Below are 14,897 nucleotides of genomic sequence, written 5' to 3' on the forward strand. Positions count from 1 at the left end.
GGCCAAGGAAATGAACGGGCGCTTCCTTACGGATGTGACCGATCCGGTGACCAACGTGACCTCGAAGGGGGGCACGCTCGTCGATAGCTTCGCCCAGTTGCGCGACGACGGCAGCACCGCGTCCGGCTGCTGGATCTTCGCGGGCAGCTTCACCGAGAAGGGGAACCAGATGGCGCGGCGCGATGCGACCGACCCGCGCGAGCAGGGCCTTTCGCCGAACTGGGCGTGGGCGTGGCCTGCCAACCGCCGCATCCTGTACAACCGCGCCAGCGCGGATCCGGATGGCAAGCCATGGAATCCACGCAAACCCATCATCGAATGGAACGGCAGCAAGTGGGTCGGCATCGACGTGCCGGACTATCCGGTCGCGCAGAAGCCGTCGGCAAACGATGGACCGTTCATCATGACCGTGGAAGGCCAGGGGCGCCTGTTCGGCCGTAACCTGCTGGTGGAGGGGCCGTTCCCCGAGCACTACGAACCCATGGAATCACCCGTGGAGAACGTGCTGCACCCGAAGGTACGGGCCAACCCGATGGCGCGCGTGTTCGACCACGACCGCAACAACTTCGGCAAGCCCTCGGACTTCCCGTTCGTCGCGACCACCTATCGCCTCACCGAGCATTTCCATTTCTGGACCAAGCACGCCCTGATCAACGCGATCCTCCAGCCGGAGGAATTCGTCGAGATCGGCGAGGTGCTGGCGAAGGAGAAGGGCATCACCCAGGGTGGCTGGGTGAAGGTGTCTTCGAAGCGCGGCGAGGTGATCTGCAAGGCCTACGTCACCAAGCGCATCAAGCCCCTGCTGGTCGATGGCAAGGCGACGCATGTCATCGGCGTACCGCTGCACTGGGGTTTCACCGGCCAGGCCAGGAAGGGCTACGGCGCCAACACGCTGACCCCCTCGGTGGGCGACGCCAACACGCAGACGCCGGAGTTCAAGGCGTTCCTGGTCAACGTCGAAAAGACGTCGGCTCCCACGGCCTGAGGCGGACGACATGTCAGACCTGCAATCGCAAGACTACATCCGCCGCTCCGCGTCGACCATGACGCCGCCCGCCACGCGCAGCCACGAAGACCAGGTAGCCAAGCTGATCGATGTCAGCCGCTGCATCGGCTGCAAGGCGTGCCAGGCGGCGTGCATGGAATGGAACGACCTGCGCCCGGAGATCGGCTTCTTCGAGGGCTCGTACGAAAACCCGAATGACCTCGGGCCGAGCGTATGGACCCTGATGAAGTTCGCGGAGCACGAGAACGAACAGGGCAACCTCGAGTGGCTGATCCGCAAGGATGGCTGCATGCACTGCGAGGATCCGGGCTGCCTGAAGGCGTGCCCGGCGCCTGGGGCGATCGTCCAGTACGCCAACGGCATTGTCGACTTCATCAGCGACAAGTGCATCGGCTGCGGCTATTGCATCAAGGGCTGCCCGTTCAACATCCCGCGCGTGAGCAAGACCGACCACAAGTCGTACAAGTGCACGCTGTGCTCCGATCGCGTGACGGTGGGCCTCGAACCCGCGTGCGTCAAGGCCTGCCCTACCGGCGCGATCATGTTCGGCGCCAAGACGGACATGCAGCACCAGGCCGCCGAGCGCATCGTCGACCTGAAATCGCGCGGCTTCGCGAACGCGGGCCTCTACGACCCGCAGGAAGTTGGCGGCACGCACGTGATGTACGTGCTGCACCATGCCGACAAGCCTTCGCTCTATTCGGGGCTGCCCGACAAGCCGCACATCAGCTACCTCGTGCAGGCCTGGAAGGGGTTGTACAAGCCCCTGGCCGTCGCCGGCATCGCCCTTGCCGCGCTCGCTGGCTTCTTCCACTGGATCACCGTGGGCCCCAACGACACGATGAAGGAAGACGAAGAAGAGGCCGCGCGCGAGATCCGTGAAACCGAGGAGGAACAGGTGCCATGACCCGTCCCGCCAACGCGATCACGCGGTACACCACGTTGAACCGCGTCAACCACTGGATCAATGCCGGCTTGTTCCTGTTGCTGGTGATCTCCGGCCTGTCGATGTTCCACCCCATCCTGTTCTGGATGTCCGGCCTGTTCGGCGGCGGCCAGTGGGCACGCGCCGCGCACCCCTGGTTCGGCTGCGGGCTGGTCATCAGCTGGATCGGCATGTTCATCCAGTTCTGGCGGCACAACCTGTTCAACCGCGGCGATGTGGAATGGTCGAAGGCCATCGTGGATGTCGCGCTGAACCACGATGAAGCGGTGCCCCCGGTGGAGCGCAACAACGCGGGCCAGAAGGCCGTGTTCTGGTCGATGACCGCGCTGATCCCGGTGCTGTTCATCACGGGCCTGCTGGTGTGGGAGGTGTACTTCGGCAAGGCCACCTCCATCGAAACCCAGCGCATCGCGATCCTCATCCACAGCCTGTGTGCCTTCGCCGCCATCCTCGTGCTGGTGGTGCACATCTATGCCGGCATCTGGATCCGCCATTCGGTGCGCAGCATGACCCAGGGCTGGGTGACCCCCGGCTGGGCATGGCACCATCACCGGAAGTGGTTCCAACAGATCATCGGCTACCGCCGCCGTGGCGACGCCCCTGGGAAACATACGTGAAGCAAGCCCAACTGCCGCCCGACGCCAAATGGACCGGACCCTCGCACGCCGGGGTCAAGTCGCCTGATCCGATCGCCCGGCCCGACCGCTCCCGGCGGTTCGCCGTGACTGCCCAGCGGCTGGAAAAGCTTGGCGATGGGCATCCGCTCGAAGCGTGGCTCCGCTTTATCGCCGGCCTCTCGCGGGCCCAGCACGCGGTCGCCACCACGCTGGCACCATCCGGCACACCGGACGCCGATGTCGTCGCACGCGCCGTGGAAAACCGGTTACCCCCCATGGCCGCCGATGGCCATCCGCGGCATCCCGCGTGGCTGGAAGGGCTGCGCCTGATGCTTGCCGAAGTCGAGTCCGGCGAACTGCCGCCGCCGGCGCTCGAGGCGATCGCGCAGTTGCGTGACATGGACGATGCGGCGCTGGAACGGCTCGCCGACCAGTTCCTTCGCGGCAAGGTAGCTGCTACGGAGACCGCCGCGGCCGTCTACATCGCAGCCGCCCTGCAGATCTACTTCACCGTCTCCGCCTCGCGGCTGGTCGTCGCCGACCTGCGCCTCCTCGAAGAACGCTCGCTCTGCCCCTGCTGCGGCTCGCCCAGCGTGGCCGGTGTGATCACGGCCAGCGGCATCACGCCCGGCACGCGGTTCCTGCACTGCTCGCTGTGCTCCACCGCGTGGAACCACGTGCGTGCCTCGTGCATCACCTGTGGGGGTACCCGCACCCTGCAGGTGCAGGCGATCGAGGGCGACAACGGCCTGGTGAAGGCCGAAACCTGTGGGGAATGCCAGACCTACAGCAAGCTCCTTTACCAGTTGCAGGACATGCAGGCGGACCCGGTCGCGGATGACCTTGCGTCGCTGGGGCTGGATCTCCTTGTCGCCGAAGCAGGCTTTTCCCGGCATGCGCCGAACCCGTTCCTGCTCGTGGGCGAAGCCGCCGACATCGACTAGAAAATCGCCGTGCGATGGGGCTACGCTCCCCGCATGGATATCGCTGAAGCCGACCACGGCGCCCTGCGCCGCCTCCCCGCCGTCACCACCGTGCTGGCCGCGGTGGAAGCCGTGCCGCTCCTGGAGGCCCACGGCCGGGTCGCCGTGACAGACGCGGTACGCCAGGCGCTGGACGCCGCGCGCGACCGCATCCGTGCCGGCACGCCGTCCGCATCCGATATCGCATCCATCCTCGATGAAGCGCGTCGCCGGCTCGACGCCCGCCTCCCAGGCCTGCGCCCGTTGTTCAACCTCACCGGCACCGTGCTCCACACCAACCTCGGCCGCGCCCTGCTCGCGGAGGCGGCGGTGGAGGCGGCGGTCGATGCCATGCGCCATCCGGTGGCACTCGAGTACGACCTGGAGGAAGGCGGGCGCGGCGAACGCGACGACCACGTCCGTGGGTTGCTTCGCGAACTCACTGGTGCCGAGGACGCCACCCTGGTCAACAACAACGCGGCCGCCGTCCTGCTGTGCCTCAACACCTTCGCGTTCAACCGCGGTGCGATCGTCTCGCGTGGCGAGCTCATCGAAATCGGCGGCGCTTTCCGCATGCCGGACATCATGGCCCGCGCCGGCGCCCACATGGTCGAGGTCGGCACCACGAACCGCACGCACACGGTCGACTACCAGGCCGCGATCGACGAGCACACCGGCCTTATCCTGAAGGTGCACACCTCGAACTACCGCATCCAGGGCTTCACCGCGGAGGTCCCGGCGCGCGAACTGGCGCACATCGCCAGTACGGCCGGCGTGCCCCTGCTGAACGACCTCGGCTCCGGCAGCCTTGTCGACCTTTCCGCTTACGGCCTGGCGCGCGAAGCGACCGTGCGCGACGGGGTTGCCGAAGGCGCGCGGCTGGTGACCTTCTCCGGCGACAAACTGCTGGGCGGCCCGCAGGCGGGTTTCATCGTCGGCAGCGCCGAGCTGATCGCCGCCATCAATCGCAATCCGCTGAAGCGCGCGCTACGCGTCGACAAGGTCCGGCTCGCAGCCATCGAGGCGACCCTGCACCTCTACCGCGATCCCGACCGCCTGGTGGAACGGCTACCCACGCTGCGTTACCTCGCGCGCACGCACGAGGCCATCCGCGCACAGGCGGAACGCTTGCGTCCCGACGTCGCCAGCCGCCTTGGCGACGCGTTCCAGGTGGAGGTCGGCGCCTGCGCGAGCCAGGTAGGCTCCGGCGCGCTGCCCCTCGATACCCTGCCCAGTGCCGCGTTGCTGATCCGGTCGGCCGGCAGCCAGCGCGCGCTCGACGCGCTTGCCGATACCTGGCGCGCGCTGCCACGCCCGATCATCGGCCGCATTACCGAGGGTGCGCTGCAGCTGGACCTGCGCTGCCTGGACGAGGCCGACGAGGCCAGCTTCCTGGCGAACCTCGCCCGGCACCCATGATCGTCGGCACCGCGGGCCATATCGACCAAGGCAAGACGTCGCTGGTCAGGGCACTGACCGGCGTCGCAGGTGACCGGCTCAAGGAGGAAAAGGCGCGCGGGATCACCATCGACCTTGGCTTCGCCTACCTGCCGTTGCCCGATGGCCCGACGCTCGGTTTCATCGACGTGCCCGGCCACGAGAAGTTCGTCCGGACGATGGTGGCGGGTGCCAGCGGAATCGACATGGCCCTGCTCGCGATTGCCGCGGATGATGGCGTGATGCCGCAGACGCGCGAGCATCTCGCGATCCTCGACCTGCTGGGTATCCGCCACGGCGTCGTCGCCCTGACCAAGACCGATGTCGCGACGCCCTTGCGCGTGGCCGAGGTGAGCGCTGACGTGCGCGAGATGCTCGCCGGCACGACGCTCGAGGATGCTGAAATCATTCCTGTCTCGGTCGTCAGTGGCGCTGGCATCGATGCTCTCCGCTCGCGACTCGCCGCGGAAGCATGGACACGGCAGGCAAGACGCGACGACGCCTGCTTCCGCCTCGCGGTCGATCAGGTCTTCACGCTCCCGGGCATCGGCGTCGTCGTCACCGGCACGGTGCTGTCCGGCGCGGTTCAGGTGAAGGACGCCGTGGTGGTGAGCCCCTCGGGACTCGTCGCGCGCGTGCGTTCCGTCCACGCGCAGAACCAGGAGGCGGAGGAAGGTGCCGCGGGCGATCGCGTCGCGTTGAATCTCGCCGGCAGCGGCATCACGAAGGATGCGATCCATCGCGGGGACATGATCGTGGATCCCTCGCTGCATGCGCCCACCGACCGCATCGATGCGCGGCTGCGGCTGCTTCCCGGCGAGCCGCGCGCGATCGGCTCATGGTTCCCGGCCCGTCTCCATCATGCGTCCGCCGAAACCGGCGTGCGCATCGTGCTGCTCGAGGGCGACACGATGCGCCCGGGCGAAAGCATGGACGTCCAGCTCGTGCTGGATCGCCCGATCGCCGCCGCGTCCCTGGATCGCTTCGTCCTGCGCGACACCACGGCCCAACGGACGATAGGCGGCGGTTTCTTCATCGACCTGCGTGCGCCAGGCCGCCAGCGGCGCACGCCGGCACGCGGCGCCGAACGCAACGCATGGGCGCAGGCAGCTTCGCGCGACAGCCTTCGCGCCCTCCTGGATGCGCCGCCGTACGGACGCGACCTCGTTGCATTCGCGCGGGATCGCGCGCTATCCGCGGCGGCATTGCAGTCCCTGGTGGATGACCTCGCACCCGTGGTCCTCGAGGGGGGCGGCACGCGCATCGCGCTCGGCGCGCCGCACTGGCAGCGCGCCGTCGACAGCATGGTGGAACGGCTTGCCTCGTTCCATGGCGAACACCCCGACCTGCAGGGCATGCCGCGCGAGACCCTGCGCCGCGCCGTGCAGCCGCGCCTGCCCGCCCCTGCTTTCACGCAGGCGTTGCTGCGTCCCGAGGTGCAGGCGCGCGTCGTGCGTGATGGTGCCTTCGTCAGGCTGGCGGGCCACGTGCCCATGGCAACGCCTGACGACGAGGCTGCATGGCAGCGCATCGCGCCGTTGCTCGGAGGCGAAGAACGCTTCCGACCGCCACGCGTACGCGACATCGCCGGAGCGCTTGGCAGGCCGGAAGTGGAGATCCGCCAGCGCATGAAATCCGCCGCGCGACGCGGCCTCGCCGACGAGATCGCCCATGACCACTTCTTCCTGCGCGACGTCGTGGACGAGATGGTACGCATCGCCGTCGACATCGCGAGCCACGCACCCGACGGACGCTTCACCGCCGCCCAGTTCCGCGACCGGCTGGACAACGGCCGCAAGGTAGCGATCCAGATCCTGGAGTTCTTCGACAGGCAGGGTGTTATGCTCAATCGCGGCACGCTGCGCAGCATCCGCGCGGAGTACCTCGACCTCTACGCGCCGACTTCGTCCTAGCGGGTCGCATGGAAGAGCATCGTCCCCGGTGGGGCGTCCGGACTTCAAATCCGGGTGAGGCAGCCAGACTGTTTCGGGTGGGTTCGACTCCCATGCTCTTCCGCCATCCCGCTACCCCGCGCGCCCGCGCTCTTGTGGGAGCGCGCTTGCGCGCGATTGCCATGCATCAAGCCACAACAACCCCCGCCTCACCCCCAACCACCTCACCCACGATACTCGCCCGCGCATACCCCACCGCCTCGATCATCGCGCGGATTGCCTCCGCCCGCTCCGGCGCGCACGCGACCAACAGGCCGCCTGACGTCTGCGGATCGGTTAGCAGGTCTCGCCGCCACTCCGGGAACGCATCGGGCAAGACGACACCCTCGCCGTAACTGGCCCAGTTCCGCTTCGACGCCCCCGTGACATAGCCCGCCTGGATCAACGCCTCGGCATCGGCAAGGAACGGGACGCGCGCTTGATCGATGCGCAGCCGCACGCCGCTACCGCGGGCCATTTCCATGCCATGGCCGAGCAAACCGAAGCCGGTGACATCCGTGATCGCGTGCACGTCGCTGTCCTGGGCCAGCTCATGCCCGATGCGGTTGAGCAGCGTGGTCGAGGCGATCATTTCGCCATATGCCTCGGGTGATAACGCTTCCTTCTTGAACGCCGCCGAATAGATGCCGACACCGATGCCCTTGGTGAGGATCAGTACATCGCCGACCCGTGCGCCCGAATTCCTGCGCACCTCCTCCGGCTTGCACAGGCCGATCGCGGCAAGGCCGTAGATCGGCTCCGCCGAATCGATCGACTGCCCGCCCGCCACGGGTATGCCGGCGTCCGCGCAGATCGATTCGCCGCCGGCGAGGATCGCGCGCACGGTATCCACGGGCAGTTTGCCGAGCGGCATGCCAAGGATCGCCAGCGCCATGATCGGCTTGCCGCCCATCGCGTAGACGTCCGATAGCGCGTTGGCCGCCGCGATCCTGCCGAACTCGTAGGGGTCATCCACCACCGGCATGAAGAAGTCGGTGGTCGCGATCACGCAGGTCCGCTCATCCACCTGCCATACCGCCGCGTCATCGCTCGATTCATTGCCGACGAGCAACGAGGCGAACGGCATGCTGGACGCCTTTCCGGCGAGCAGTTCCTGCAAGACGGAGGGAGCCAGCTTGCAGCCACAACCGCCGCCGTGGGCGAGTTCAGTCAAACGCATGGCATTCATGGGCACATCCATACAAAAGCGCGGTAGCGCGAGGCGCGCGATAGGTGCAGCATAGCGATGCTCTGGTTACCGGGGAAAGCCATGAACGCAGTCTCGCATCGAAGCAACGGCATGCGCTGGGCGATCTTCGCCCTCATCGTTGTCGCCGGGCTGTTTTACGTGAAGTGGTACCCCTACTACGGTCGCGCTTACGAGGCCGCGGCGAATCATTCCATCGGGCATTCCATCCTGATGGGTGATGCGGCGGCCCCGCCCGCACCCTCGTGGAGCGCGGCCTTCGACTATGCGATGGCTTACGGCAAGGCCATCTGGAAAGCCATGCTGCTCGGCCTGCTGCTCGGCTCGGGCATCCAGGCGCTGCTTCCCGCCCGCGCCATCCAGCGCATGCTAGGCAGCGGCGGTTTCGGTAGCACGCTGGCAGGCGGCCTGCTCGGCGTACCCGGCATGATGTGCACCTGCTGCGCCGCGCCCGTCGTCGCAGGGCTACGCCAGAGGCAGGCCGCACCCGGTGCTTCGGTCGCGTTCTGGCTGAGCAATACGCTGCTGAACCCGGCCACCCTCATCTTTACCGGCTTCGTCTTGGGGTGGCAGTGGGCCGGCTTCCGGCTGGCGCTGGCCGTTCCCATGGTGTTCGGACTCGGCTGGCTCGCCAACCGCATCGCGGGACCGGCCACGGTGGTCCCGATCGACGCGCTCCCCGAGGAAGAAGCCCGCTCGGTGGGCGACATCGCGCGACGCTGGGCCACCCTGTTCCTGCGCATGACAGTGCGGCTGATCCCGGAATACATCGTCATCGTCCTTGCCCTGGGCGCGGCGCGCGCCTGGTTGTTCCCGCACATCGGTGCGGACATCGACAACAGCTGGTACTGGATCGCCGGCCTCGCCATCGCGGGCATGCTTTTCGTGATCCCGACGGCGGGCGAAGTCCCGATCGTGCAGGCCATGCTTGCACTCGGCATGGGCGTGGGCCCCGCGGCGGCGCTGTTGATGACGCTGCCGCCGGTGAGCCTGCCGTCACTCGCGATGCTGGGCCGCTCGCTTCCGCTGCGGCTGCTGGTCGCATTGGCCCTCGCCGTGGTTGCCTTCGGCATCGCGGCGGCGTACCTGGCCCTGGCGCTACTGAAGTAACCGCCCGACCGTGGTGGGAGCGTGCTGTGGGAGCGTGCTTGCACGCGATGGGTGCTCGCGTCACCCCAAATCGCGCGCAAGCGCGCTCCCACAGGCATTTCCCCCACCGGTGTGGCGTTACAACGGATCCGCCTCGGCCTCGCGCGCCAGTTCGATCGCGCTCTCGGCATCGCTGGGGTAGTGGTACCAGTCCTTCAACGGCGTGGCCTTGTTGCATGCGTAACAGGACGTCACGGCCCACAGGTGCCCACATCCGGGACAGCAGCCACCAGTCCAGAACACATTCCAGCGGGTCATGCAGCCCGAACCGGGTTCGCCGGGCGCGCAGATCCAGCGGGAATCGGCCTTCGGTTCCCAGCCACAAAGCGGGCAATGGATATGGGGCTCACGCAGCATGGCGTACCGTCCAGGCGGTCGGCTGGATGCGATTTGACAATCCTACGCCGGCGGCGCCTGCTAAACCACGCGCTTTCCCACACGCACCATTCACGGAGAGACCCATGTCCCACGACCTCGATTCCGCCTTTATCGCCCGCCAGAAGGAGCGTCTCATCGAGCTCCGCCGCCAGTTGATCTCGGTCGGCAATGCCGCGGGCCGCGACGAGCAGGCCTGGCAGGCCGCCGCGGGCGGCGAGCCCCAGGATGAAGGCGACGACGGCGAGCGCTTCGCCCAGCAGGAAAACGACGAAGCCGTGCTCGCCCATAGCGAGGGCCGCCTGGCCGCGATCGACCGTGCGCTCGAGAAGATCGAGGAAGGCAGCTACGGCCGCTCCGACGAGAGCGACGAGCCGATCCCGCGCGCCCGCCTGGAGGCAGTGCCGGAGACCATTTACACGATCGATGAGTCCGAAGCCCGCGAGCGCAACGCTCGCCGCGGCCTGTAAGGAATCCCGGGACAACTCCCCACCATAGGCCGATTACCGGCCTATGGGAACCCCTTTTCCCGCTTCAGCGTTCACCACGGGAAACGCAATGTTTCCCTCGTGACGGCTGCTTCACGTATGTACGTCTAGACATATAGACGTCTATTCGATATTCCTTGGACACGCCTGCCGCACCGCAACATGAACGGTGCCGCCCGCGCATCTCATCCTGGATACCAAGGGGAAGCTGTTTTGAAGCCGAATGCCGTTGTTTCCGCCCGTCGCCGCCTGTTCGTCGCGGTGGTCGCCCTGCTTGGCGCCGCCGAGGCTTACGCGCAGTCCACTACCGGCTCCATCACCGGCCAGGCCCCGATAGATGCAGGTGAAACTGTCCTGGTCCAGGGCGACTCGGGGCTCAGCCGCGAGGTCCCCGTCGATGACAAGGGCCGATACGCCGCAGGCCAGCTCCCACTAGGCACCTATACGGTGACGCTGCGAAAAGGCGGTAGCGAAGTCCAGAAGCGCAGCGGCGTGACGCTCCGCGTCGGTGCCTCCGTCGATGTGTCGTTCACCGCGCAGGCCGCGCAGAACCTCGAGTCCGTCACCGTGACGCAGAACGCGCTGCCCTCCATCGACGTGGCGGCGGTGGACTCCCGCAGCGTGATCACTGCCGACCAGCTCGCCAAGCTGCCGCTTGCGCGCAACGCCGCCGACGTGGCGCGTCTCGCGCCAGGCGTCGTGAGCAACGGCGGCGGCTATACCGGCCCGACGGGCCAGCGCCTCAACAGCTTCGGCGGTTCCGCCGCCAGCGAGAACGCCTATTACATCAACGGCTACAACGTCACGGATCCCCAGCGCGGGATGGGCGGCATCTCCCTGCCCTATGGCGCCATCGACCAGCAGGAGGTCTATACCGGCGGCTACAGCGCGCAGTACGGCCGCTCCGATGGTGGCGTGATCAACCAGGTCGGCAAGCGCGGCACCAACGAATGGCATTACGGCGCGCAGATCCTGTGGGAGCCCGCGTTCGCCCGCGCCGATTCGGTCAACACGTTCTACACCAACGGCCTGCCCTCCTCGCCCGTGGCCGGCTCGCTGTACAAGCCCAACCGCGAGAACCGCGACTGGGTGACGACCGTCAGCAGCTATGTGGGCGGCCCGCTGATCAAGGACAAGCTGTTCTTCTTCCTCGCCGGGGAGTTCGAGCGCGAGCAGGCCGATACGCACAACGCCGTCGATAACGTGAGCCCCGACGTGCACTACCGTTACGACTCGCCGCGCTGGTACGGCAAGGTCGACTGGAACATCACCGACAACCACATCCTTGAACTCACCGGCGCCTCGAGCAAGCGCGAAACCCAGGGCACGGTCTACGACTACGATTACAACGCCCTGCAGCGCGGCGAGCGCATCGGCAGCGCCGACGACATCAAGACCGGTGGCGACGTGTGGACGGCCAAGTACACCGGCTATATCACCGACAACCTCACCGTGTCCGCCCTCTACGGCAAGATGAAGCTCGACCAGTACGACCAGCCCGGCGCGTACGACGGCACCCTGACCTATGCGGATGGCCTGATCAACCAGAACCCCGCGCTCAACGGCGGCAGCCCCATCGGCAACAACCAGACCGTCCAGACGGTCATCAATCCCGGTCGCAGCACGCGCAGCAACAACACGCGTCTCGATATCACGTATGTGCTCGGCGACCACACGCTGAGCGCCGGTATCGACAACCAGGTCACCCGGGCGATCGACCAGGGCTCGACCGCCTCGGCCGATGGTTATTACTGGAGCTACGGCAAGGCCGATCCCAACGTGCCGATCTCGACCGGCCTGGGCGTGCCCGCGACGGGTGGCATTCCCAACGGCCAGCAGGGCTATTATGTGGTGCGCCACGTCGTAAGCTCGCTCGCCAGCGTCCGCGCCACCCAGCGCGCACAATACGTCGAGGACAAGTGGCAGGTCAGCGACCAGTGGCTGCTGTCGCTGGGTCTGCGCAACGACCAGTTCGAGAACTTCAACCGCGATGGCGACTCGTACGTCAGCCAGCATCGTCCGCAGTGGGCGCCACGCCTCGGCTTCAGCTGGGACGTGAATGGCGATGCCAGCTTCAAGGTCTACGGCAACGCGGGACGCTACTACCTGGGCCTGCCGCTCAATCCGGGCCTCAATGCCGCCGGCGCGTCGCTCAGCACGTCGCAGTACTTCACGTATGGCGGTATCGACGGCCAGGGCCTGCCGACTGGCCTTACCGCCTTCTCGGCGCCGGTCTCGTCGAACAACTACTACGGCGTACTGCCTGATGCGCGCACGGTGACGGCGAAGAACCTGAAGTCCGAATACCAGGACGAATTCATCCTCGGTTTCCAGAAGACCGCGGGCGCCAACTGGGTGTACGGCGCCAAGGCCACGCAACGCATCCTGCGCAGCGCCATCGATGACTACTGCGATGTCGACCGTATTACGGCGAAGGCCGCGTCGCTCGGCTATGACGTGACCTCGACCAACAGCTGCTACCTGTTCAATCCGGGCCGGGCGAACACGTTCAACCTGATCGATGTGAACGGCAACGTCGTGAACGTGCCGCTCAGCAACAAGGAACTCGGCTTCCAGGGCCTGAAGCGCCGCTACTACGCGCTGGAAGGTTTCCTCGAGCACCCGTTTGATGGCACCTGGTACGCCAAGCTCGACTACGTGTTCTCACGCAGCTACGGCAACACCGAAGGGCAGCTTCGCTCGGACCTGCAGCAGACCGCGGCATCCACCAGCGAAGACTGGGACAACAGCTACATCATGGAAAACACCAACGGTCCGACGAACAACGACCACCGCCACCAGCTCAAGCTATACGGTTACTACCAGCTCACGCCGGAATGGCTGGTGTCGGCCAACCTGAGCCTCGTCTCCGGCGCGCCGAAGACCTGCCTCGGCTTCTACGGCCCCGACTTCACCGACCCCTCGGGCTACGGCAACTCGTACCGTTACTGCGATGGCAAACCCTCGCCGCCGGGCTCGCACGGCCGCCTGCCGTGGGTCCGCCAGCTCGATATCGGCACCACGTACCGGCCGGGCTTCGCCGATGGAAAGCTCGCCTTCACTGCCAGCGTGTTCAACGTGGCGAATGAGCAGCGCCCACTCAACATCTACCCGTATTCGCAGACCGACCCCGGCGTCGCCGATCCGCAGTACGGCCAGGCACAGGTACGCCAGCTCCCGCGTTACGTCCGGCTGGGGGCGAGCTACGACTTCTGAGGCGCCTGGCTGGCTGGCGTGCGCTTGTCGCGGATCATGACCGCCGCGACGAGCGCCGAGAGCGCAGCGAGTGCCGTCGAAAGCCACATCACCTGGCGGAAGCCGGCGACGAACGCGTAGTTGACCGTACGCCTCGCCGCCTCGGCCCCCGGCGGCAGCTCGATGCCGGCGAGCCTGGCGCGCTGGGCCATGATCGTCTCGACGGCCTCGCGCGGCAGGTGCATCGCCGCCAGGTTGTGCCGCAGCGCCACGTCGAAACCGTGGGTAAGCAGCACGCCGAAGACGGCGATCGCGATCAGGCCGGCCACCCGGGAGACGGCGTTGTTCACGCCCGAGGCGGTACCGGCGAGCGAGGGATCGAGGGCGTTCATCACCGTGGTGGTGAGCGGTGCGATGGTGATGCTCATGCCAAGGCCGAGCATCACCGAGGGCGGGAAAAAGGTGGTCCAGTACGAGCCGCCGACGCCCGGCAACACGTAGAGCGCGAAGCCCACGGCGGCGATGCTGGGGCCGACGACCAGCGGAAGCCGCGCCCCGACGACATCCACCAGGCGGCCGGCAAAGCGCGAGAGCACGAACATGATCACGATAAACGGCAACAGCGAGGCGCCCGCCGCCGTGGCGCCGTAGCCCTGCACCTGGATCAGGTTCAGTGGCACGAAGAACATGCTGCCACCGAGCGAGGCATAGAGCAGCAGCGTCAGCAGGTTTGCGCCGGCGAAGTTGCGATCGCGAAAGTGCACCAGTGGGAGCATCGGTGAGGCGACGCGCTGCTCGACGATGAGGAACGCGACCAGCGCCACGACGCCGACCACGCCCGCGAGCAAAACAGCAGGTGCCATCCAGCCCAGCAATGGCGCCTCGATCAGCGCATACACGACCCCGGCGAGCCCCACCGTGGCAAGCAGCGCACCCCATGCATCGATGCGCCCGGCACCGGCACCGCGACTTTCCGGCACGCGCCACTGGCAGATGGCGACGAGCGCGATGCCAAGCGGAAGATTGATGAGGAAGGCCCAGTGCCAGGAGAAATGTTCGACGAGGAAACCGCCGAGGACCGGGCCAAGTGCGGCAGTGACACCGCTAAACGCCGACCACGTGCCGATCGCGCGACCGCGCCGCTCTTTCGGGTACGCCGAGGTGATCAGGGAAAGGCTCCCCGGCACCAGCAGCGCGGCGCCCAGGCCCTGCGCGCCGCGCGCGATGATCAGCGCGTTGACGTCCGGCGACATCGCGCACACGAGCGAGGCCAGCGTGAACACGACCGCACCGATGGCAAACACCCGGCGGCGGCCGAAGCGATCGCCGAGCACGCCTCCGACGAGCAGCAAGGCGGAGACCAGCAACGCGTAAGACTCCATCACCCACTGCGCGTCCGCGGTCGTCGCGTGCATGGCCTGCTGGATCGCCGGCAGCGCCACGTTGACGATCGTTCCGTCGACGAACGCCATCCCGGAGCCGAGGATGGCAGCGACGAGGGTCCAGCGCCGCTGGCTCTCCGTACAGGGGACCGACGTGGCCGCGGTATCAAGGGATGGGTTGTCGGTCATGGGCCAAGCTTAG

12 protein-coding genes and 1 tRNA gene are annotated in these 14,897 nt (G+C 66.9%); 10 read left to right on the forward strand and 3 right to left on the reverse strand.

The window, feature by feature from the left end:
• From ACTHLF_RS02175 to ACTHLF_RS02205, 7 genes are all read left to right on the forward strand, one after another.
• The coding region (locus ACTHLF_RS02175; protein ID WP_440324435.1) for a molybdopterin dinucleotide binding domain-containing protein at window positions 1-985 on the forward strand (985 nt) is incomplete at its 5' end.
• Window positions 986-995: 10 nt separating this feature from the next.
• On the forward strand, window positions 996-1,913 hold the full coding sequence (fdxH, locus tag ACTHLF_RS02180) for a formate dehydrogenase subunit beta (protein WP_440324437.1): 918 nt from the start codon (window positions 996-998) through the stop codon (window positions 1,911-1,913).
• Window positions 1,910-2,569 (forward strand): formate dehydrogenase subunit gamma, encoded by a 660-nt coding sequence (locus ACTHLF_RS02185; RefSeq protein WP_440324439.1) that lies wholly within the window; start codon window positions 1,910-1,912, stop codon window positions 2,567-2,569. The genes fdxH and ACTHLF_RS02185 overlap by 4 nt, the downstream gene beginning before the upstream one ends.
• Window positions 2,566-3,513 (forward strand): formate dehydrogenase accessory protein FdhE, encoded by a 948-nt coding sequence (gene fdhE / locus ACTHLF_RS02190; RefSeq protein WP_440324441.1) that lies wholly within the window; start codon window positions 2,566-2,568, stop codon window positions 3,511-3,513. The genes ACTHLF_RS02185 and fdhE overlap by 4 nt, the downstream gene beginning before the upstream one ends.
• Window positions 3,514-3,546: 33 nt before the next feature.
• Window positions 3,547-4,950 carry an L-seryl-tRNA(Sec) selenium transferase gene (gene selA / locus ACTHLF_RS02195; RefSeq protein ID WP_440324443.1) on the forward strand — a complete coding sequence of 468 codons (1,404 nt, stop codon included), beginning with the start codon at window positions 3,547-3,549 and terminating at the stop codon, window positions 4,948-4,950.
• On the forward strand, window positions 4,947-6,881 hold the full coding sequence (gene selB, locus ACTHLF_RS02200; RefSeq protein WP_440324445.1) for a selenocysteine-specific translation elongation factor: 1,935 nt from the start codon (window positions 4,947-4,949) through the stop codon (window positions 6,879-6,881). Before selA ends, selB begins: the two co-directional genes overlap by 4 nt.
• A gap of 10 nt (window positions 6,882-6,891) precedes the next feature.
• Window positions 6,892-6,987, forward strand: a tRNA-Sec gene (locus ACTHLF_RS02205).
• A gap of 60 nt (window positions 6,988-7,047) precedes the next feature.
• Here the strand turns inward: ACTHLF_RS02205 and selD are convergent.
• Window positions 7,048-8,088, reverse strand: coding sequence for a selenide, water dikinase SelD (gene selD, locus ACTHLF_RS02210; RefSeq protein ID WP_440324447.1), 1,041 nt, complete (start codon window positions 8,086-8,088; stop codon window positions 7,048-7,050).
• 81 nt (window positions 8,089-8,169) lie between these two features.
• Between selD and ACTHLF_RS02215 the strand changes: the two genes are divergently transcribed.
• Entirely contained in the window at window positions 8,170-9,216 is a 1,047-nt protein-coding gene (locus ACTHLF_RS02215; protein ID WP_440324449.1) for a permease, read from the forward strand.
• Window positions 9,217-9,333: 117 nt separating this feature from the next.
• Here the strand turns inward: ACTHLF_RS02215 and ACTHLF_RS02220 are convergent, their stop codons facing one another.
• On the reverse strand, window positions 9,334-9,612 hold the full coding sequence (locus ACTHLF_RS02220) for a hypothetical protein (protein WP_440324451.1): 279 nt from the start codon (window positions 9,610-9,612) through the stop codon (window positions 9,334-9,336).
• 104 nt (window positions 9,613-9,716) lie between these two features.
• On the opposite strand from ACTHLF_RS02220, the gene ACTHLF_RS02225 reads away from it, so the two are divergent.
• Window positions 9,717-10,100, forward strand: a complete 384-nt coding sequence (locus ACTHLF_RS02225; protein ID WP_440324453.1) for a TraR/DksA family transcriptional regulator — start codon at window positions 9,717-9,719, stop codon at window positions 10,098-10,100.
• Window positions 10,101-10,280: 180 nt separating this feature from the next.
• Entirely contained in the window at window positions 10,281-13,334 is a 3,054-nt protein-coding gene (locus ACTHLF_RS02230; protein WP_440324455.1) for a TonB-dependent receptor, read from the forward strand.
• Here the strand turns inward: ACTHLF_RS02230 and ACTHLF_RS02235 are convergent.
• Window positions 13,322-14,884 carry an MFS transporter gene (locus ACTHLF_RS02235; RefSeq protein ID WP_440324457.1) on the reverse strand — a complete coding sequence of 521 codons (1,563 nt, stop codon included), beginning with the start codon at window positions 14,882-14,884 and terminating at the stop codon, window positions 13,322-13,324. The two genes, ACTHLF_RS02230 and ACTHLF_RS02235, sit on opposite strands and share 13 nt — an antisense overlap.
• Window positions 14,885-14,897 lie beyond the last annotated feature (13 nt).

It is taken from the genome of Luteibacter sp. (assembly GCF_051958795.1).
Classification (GTDB): domain Bacteria; phylum Pseudomonadota; class Gammaproteobacteria; order Xanthomonadales; family Rhodanobacteraceae; genus Luteibacter.

Excerpts from the sequence above, each read along its gene's own strand:
- fdxH (WP_440324437.1), top strand. The coding sequence starts at position 996 with ATGTCAGACCTGCAATCGCAAGACTACATCCGCCGCTCCGCGTCGACC.
- ACTHLF_RS02185 (WP_440324439.1), top strand. The coding sequence starts at position 1,910 with ATGACCCGTCCCGCCAACGCGATCACGCGGTACACCACGTTGAACCGC.
- selA (WP_440324443.1), top strand. The coding sequence starts at position 3,547 with ATGGATATCGCTGAAGCCGACCACGGCGCCCTGCGCCGCCTCCCCGCC.
- selB (WP_440324445.1), top strand. The coding sequence starts at position 4,947 with ATGATCGTCGGCACCGCGGGCCATATCGACCAAGGCAAGACGTCGCTG.
- selD (WP_440324447.1), bottom strand. The coding sequence starts at position 8,088 with ATGAATGCCATGCGTTTGACTGAACTCGCCCACGGCGGCGGTTGTGGC.
- ACTHLF_RS02215 (WP_440324449.1), top strand. The coding sequence starts at position 8,170 with ATGAACGCAGTCTCGCATCGAAGCAACGGCATGCGCTGGGCGATCTTC.
- ACTHLF_RS02220 (WP_440324451.1), bottom strand. The coding sequence starts at position 9,612 with ATGCTGCGTGAGCCCCATATCCATTGCCCGCTTTGTGGCTGGGAACCG.
- ACTHLF_RS02225 (WP_440324453.1), top strand. The coding sequence starts at position 9,717 with ATGTCCCACGACCTCGATTCCGCCTTTATCGCCCGCCAGAAGGAGCGT.
- ACTHLF_RS02230 (WP_440324455.1), top strand. The coding sequence starts at position 10,281 with ATGAACGGTGCCGCCCGCGCATCTCATCCTGGATACCAAGGGGAAGCT.
- ACTHLF_RS02235 (WP_440324457.1), bottom strand. The coding sequence starts at position 14,884 with ATGACCGACAACCCATCCCTTGATACCGCGGCCACGTCGGTCCCCTGT.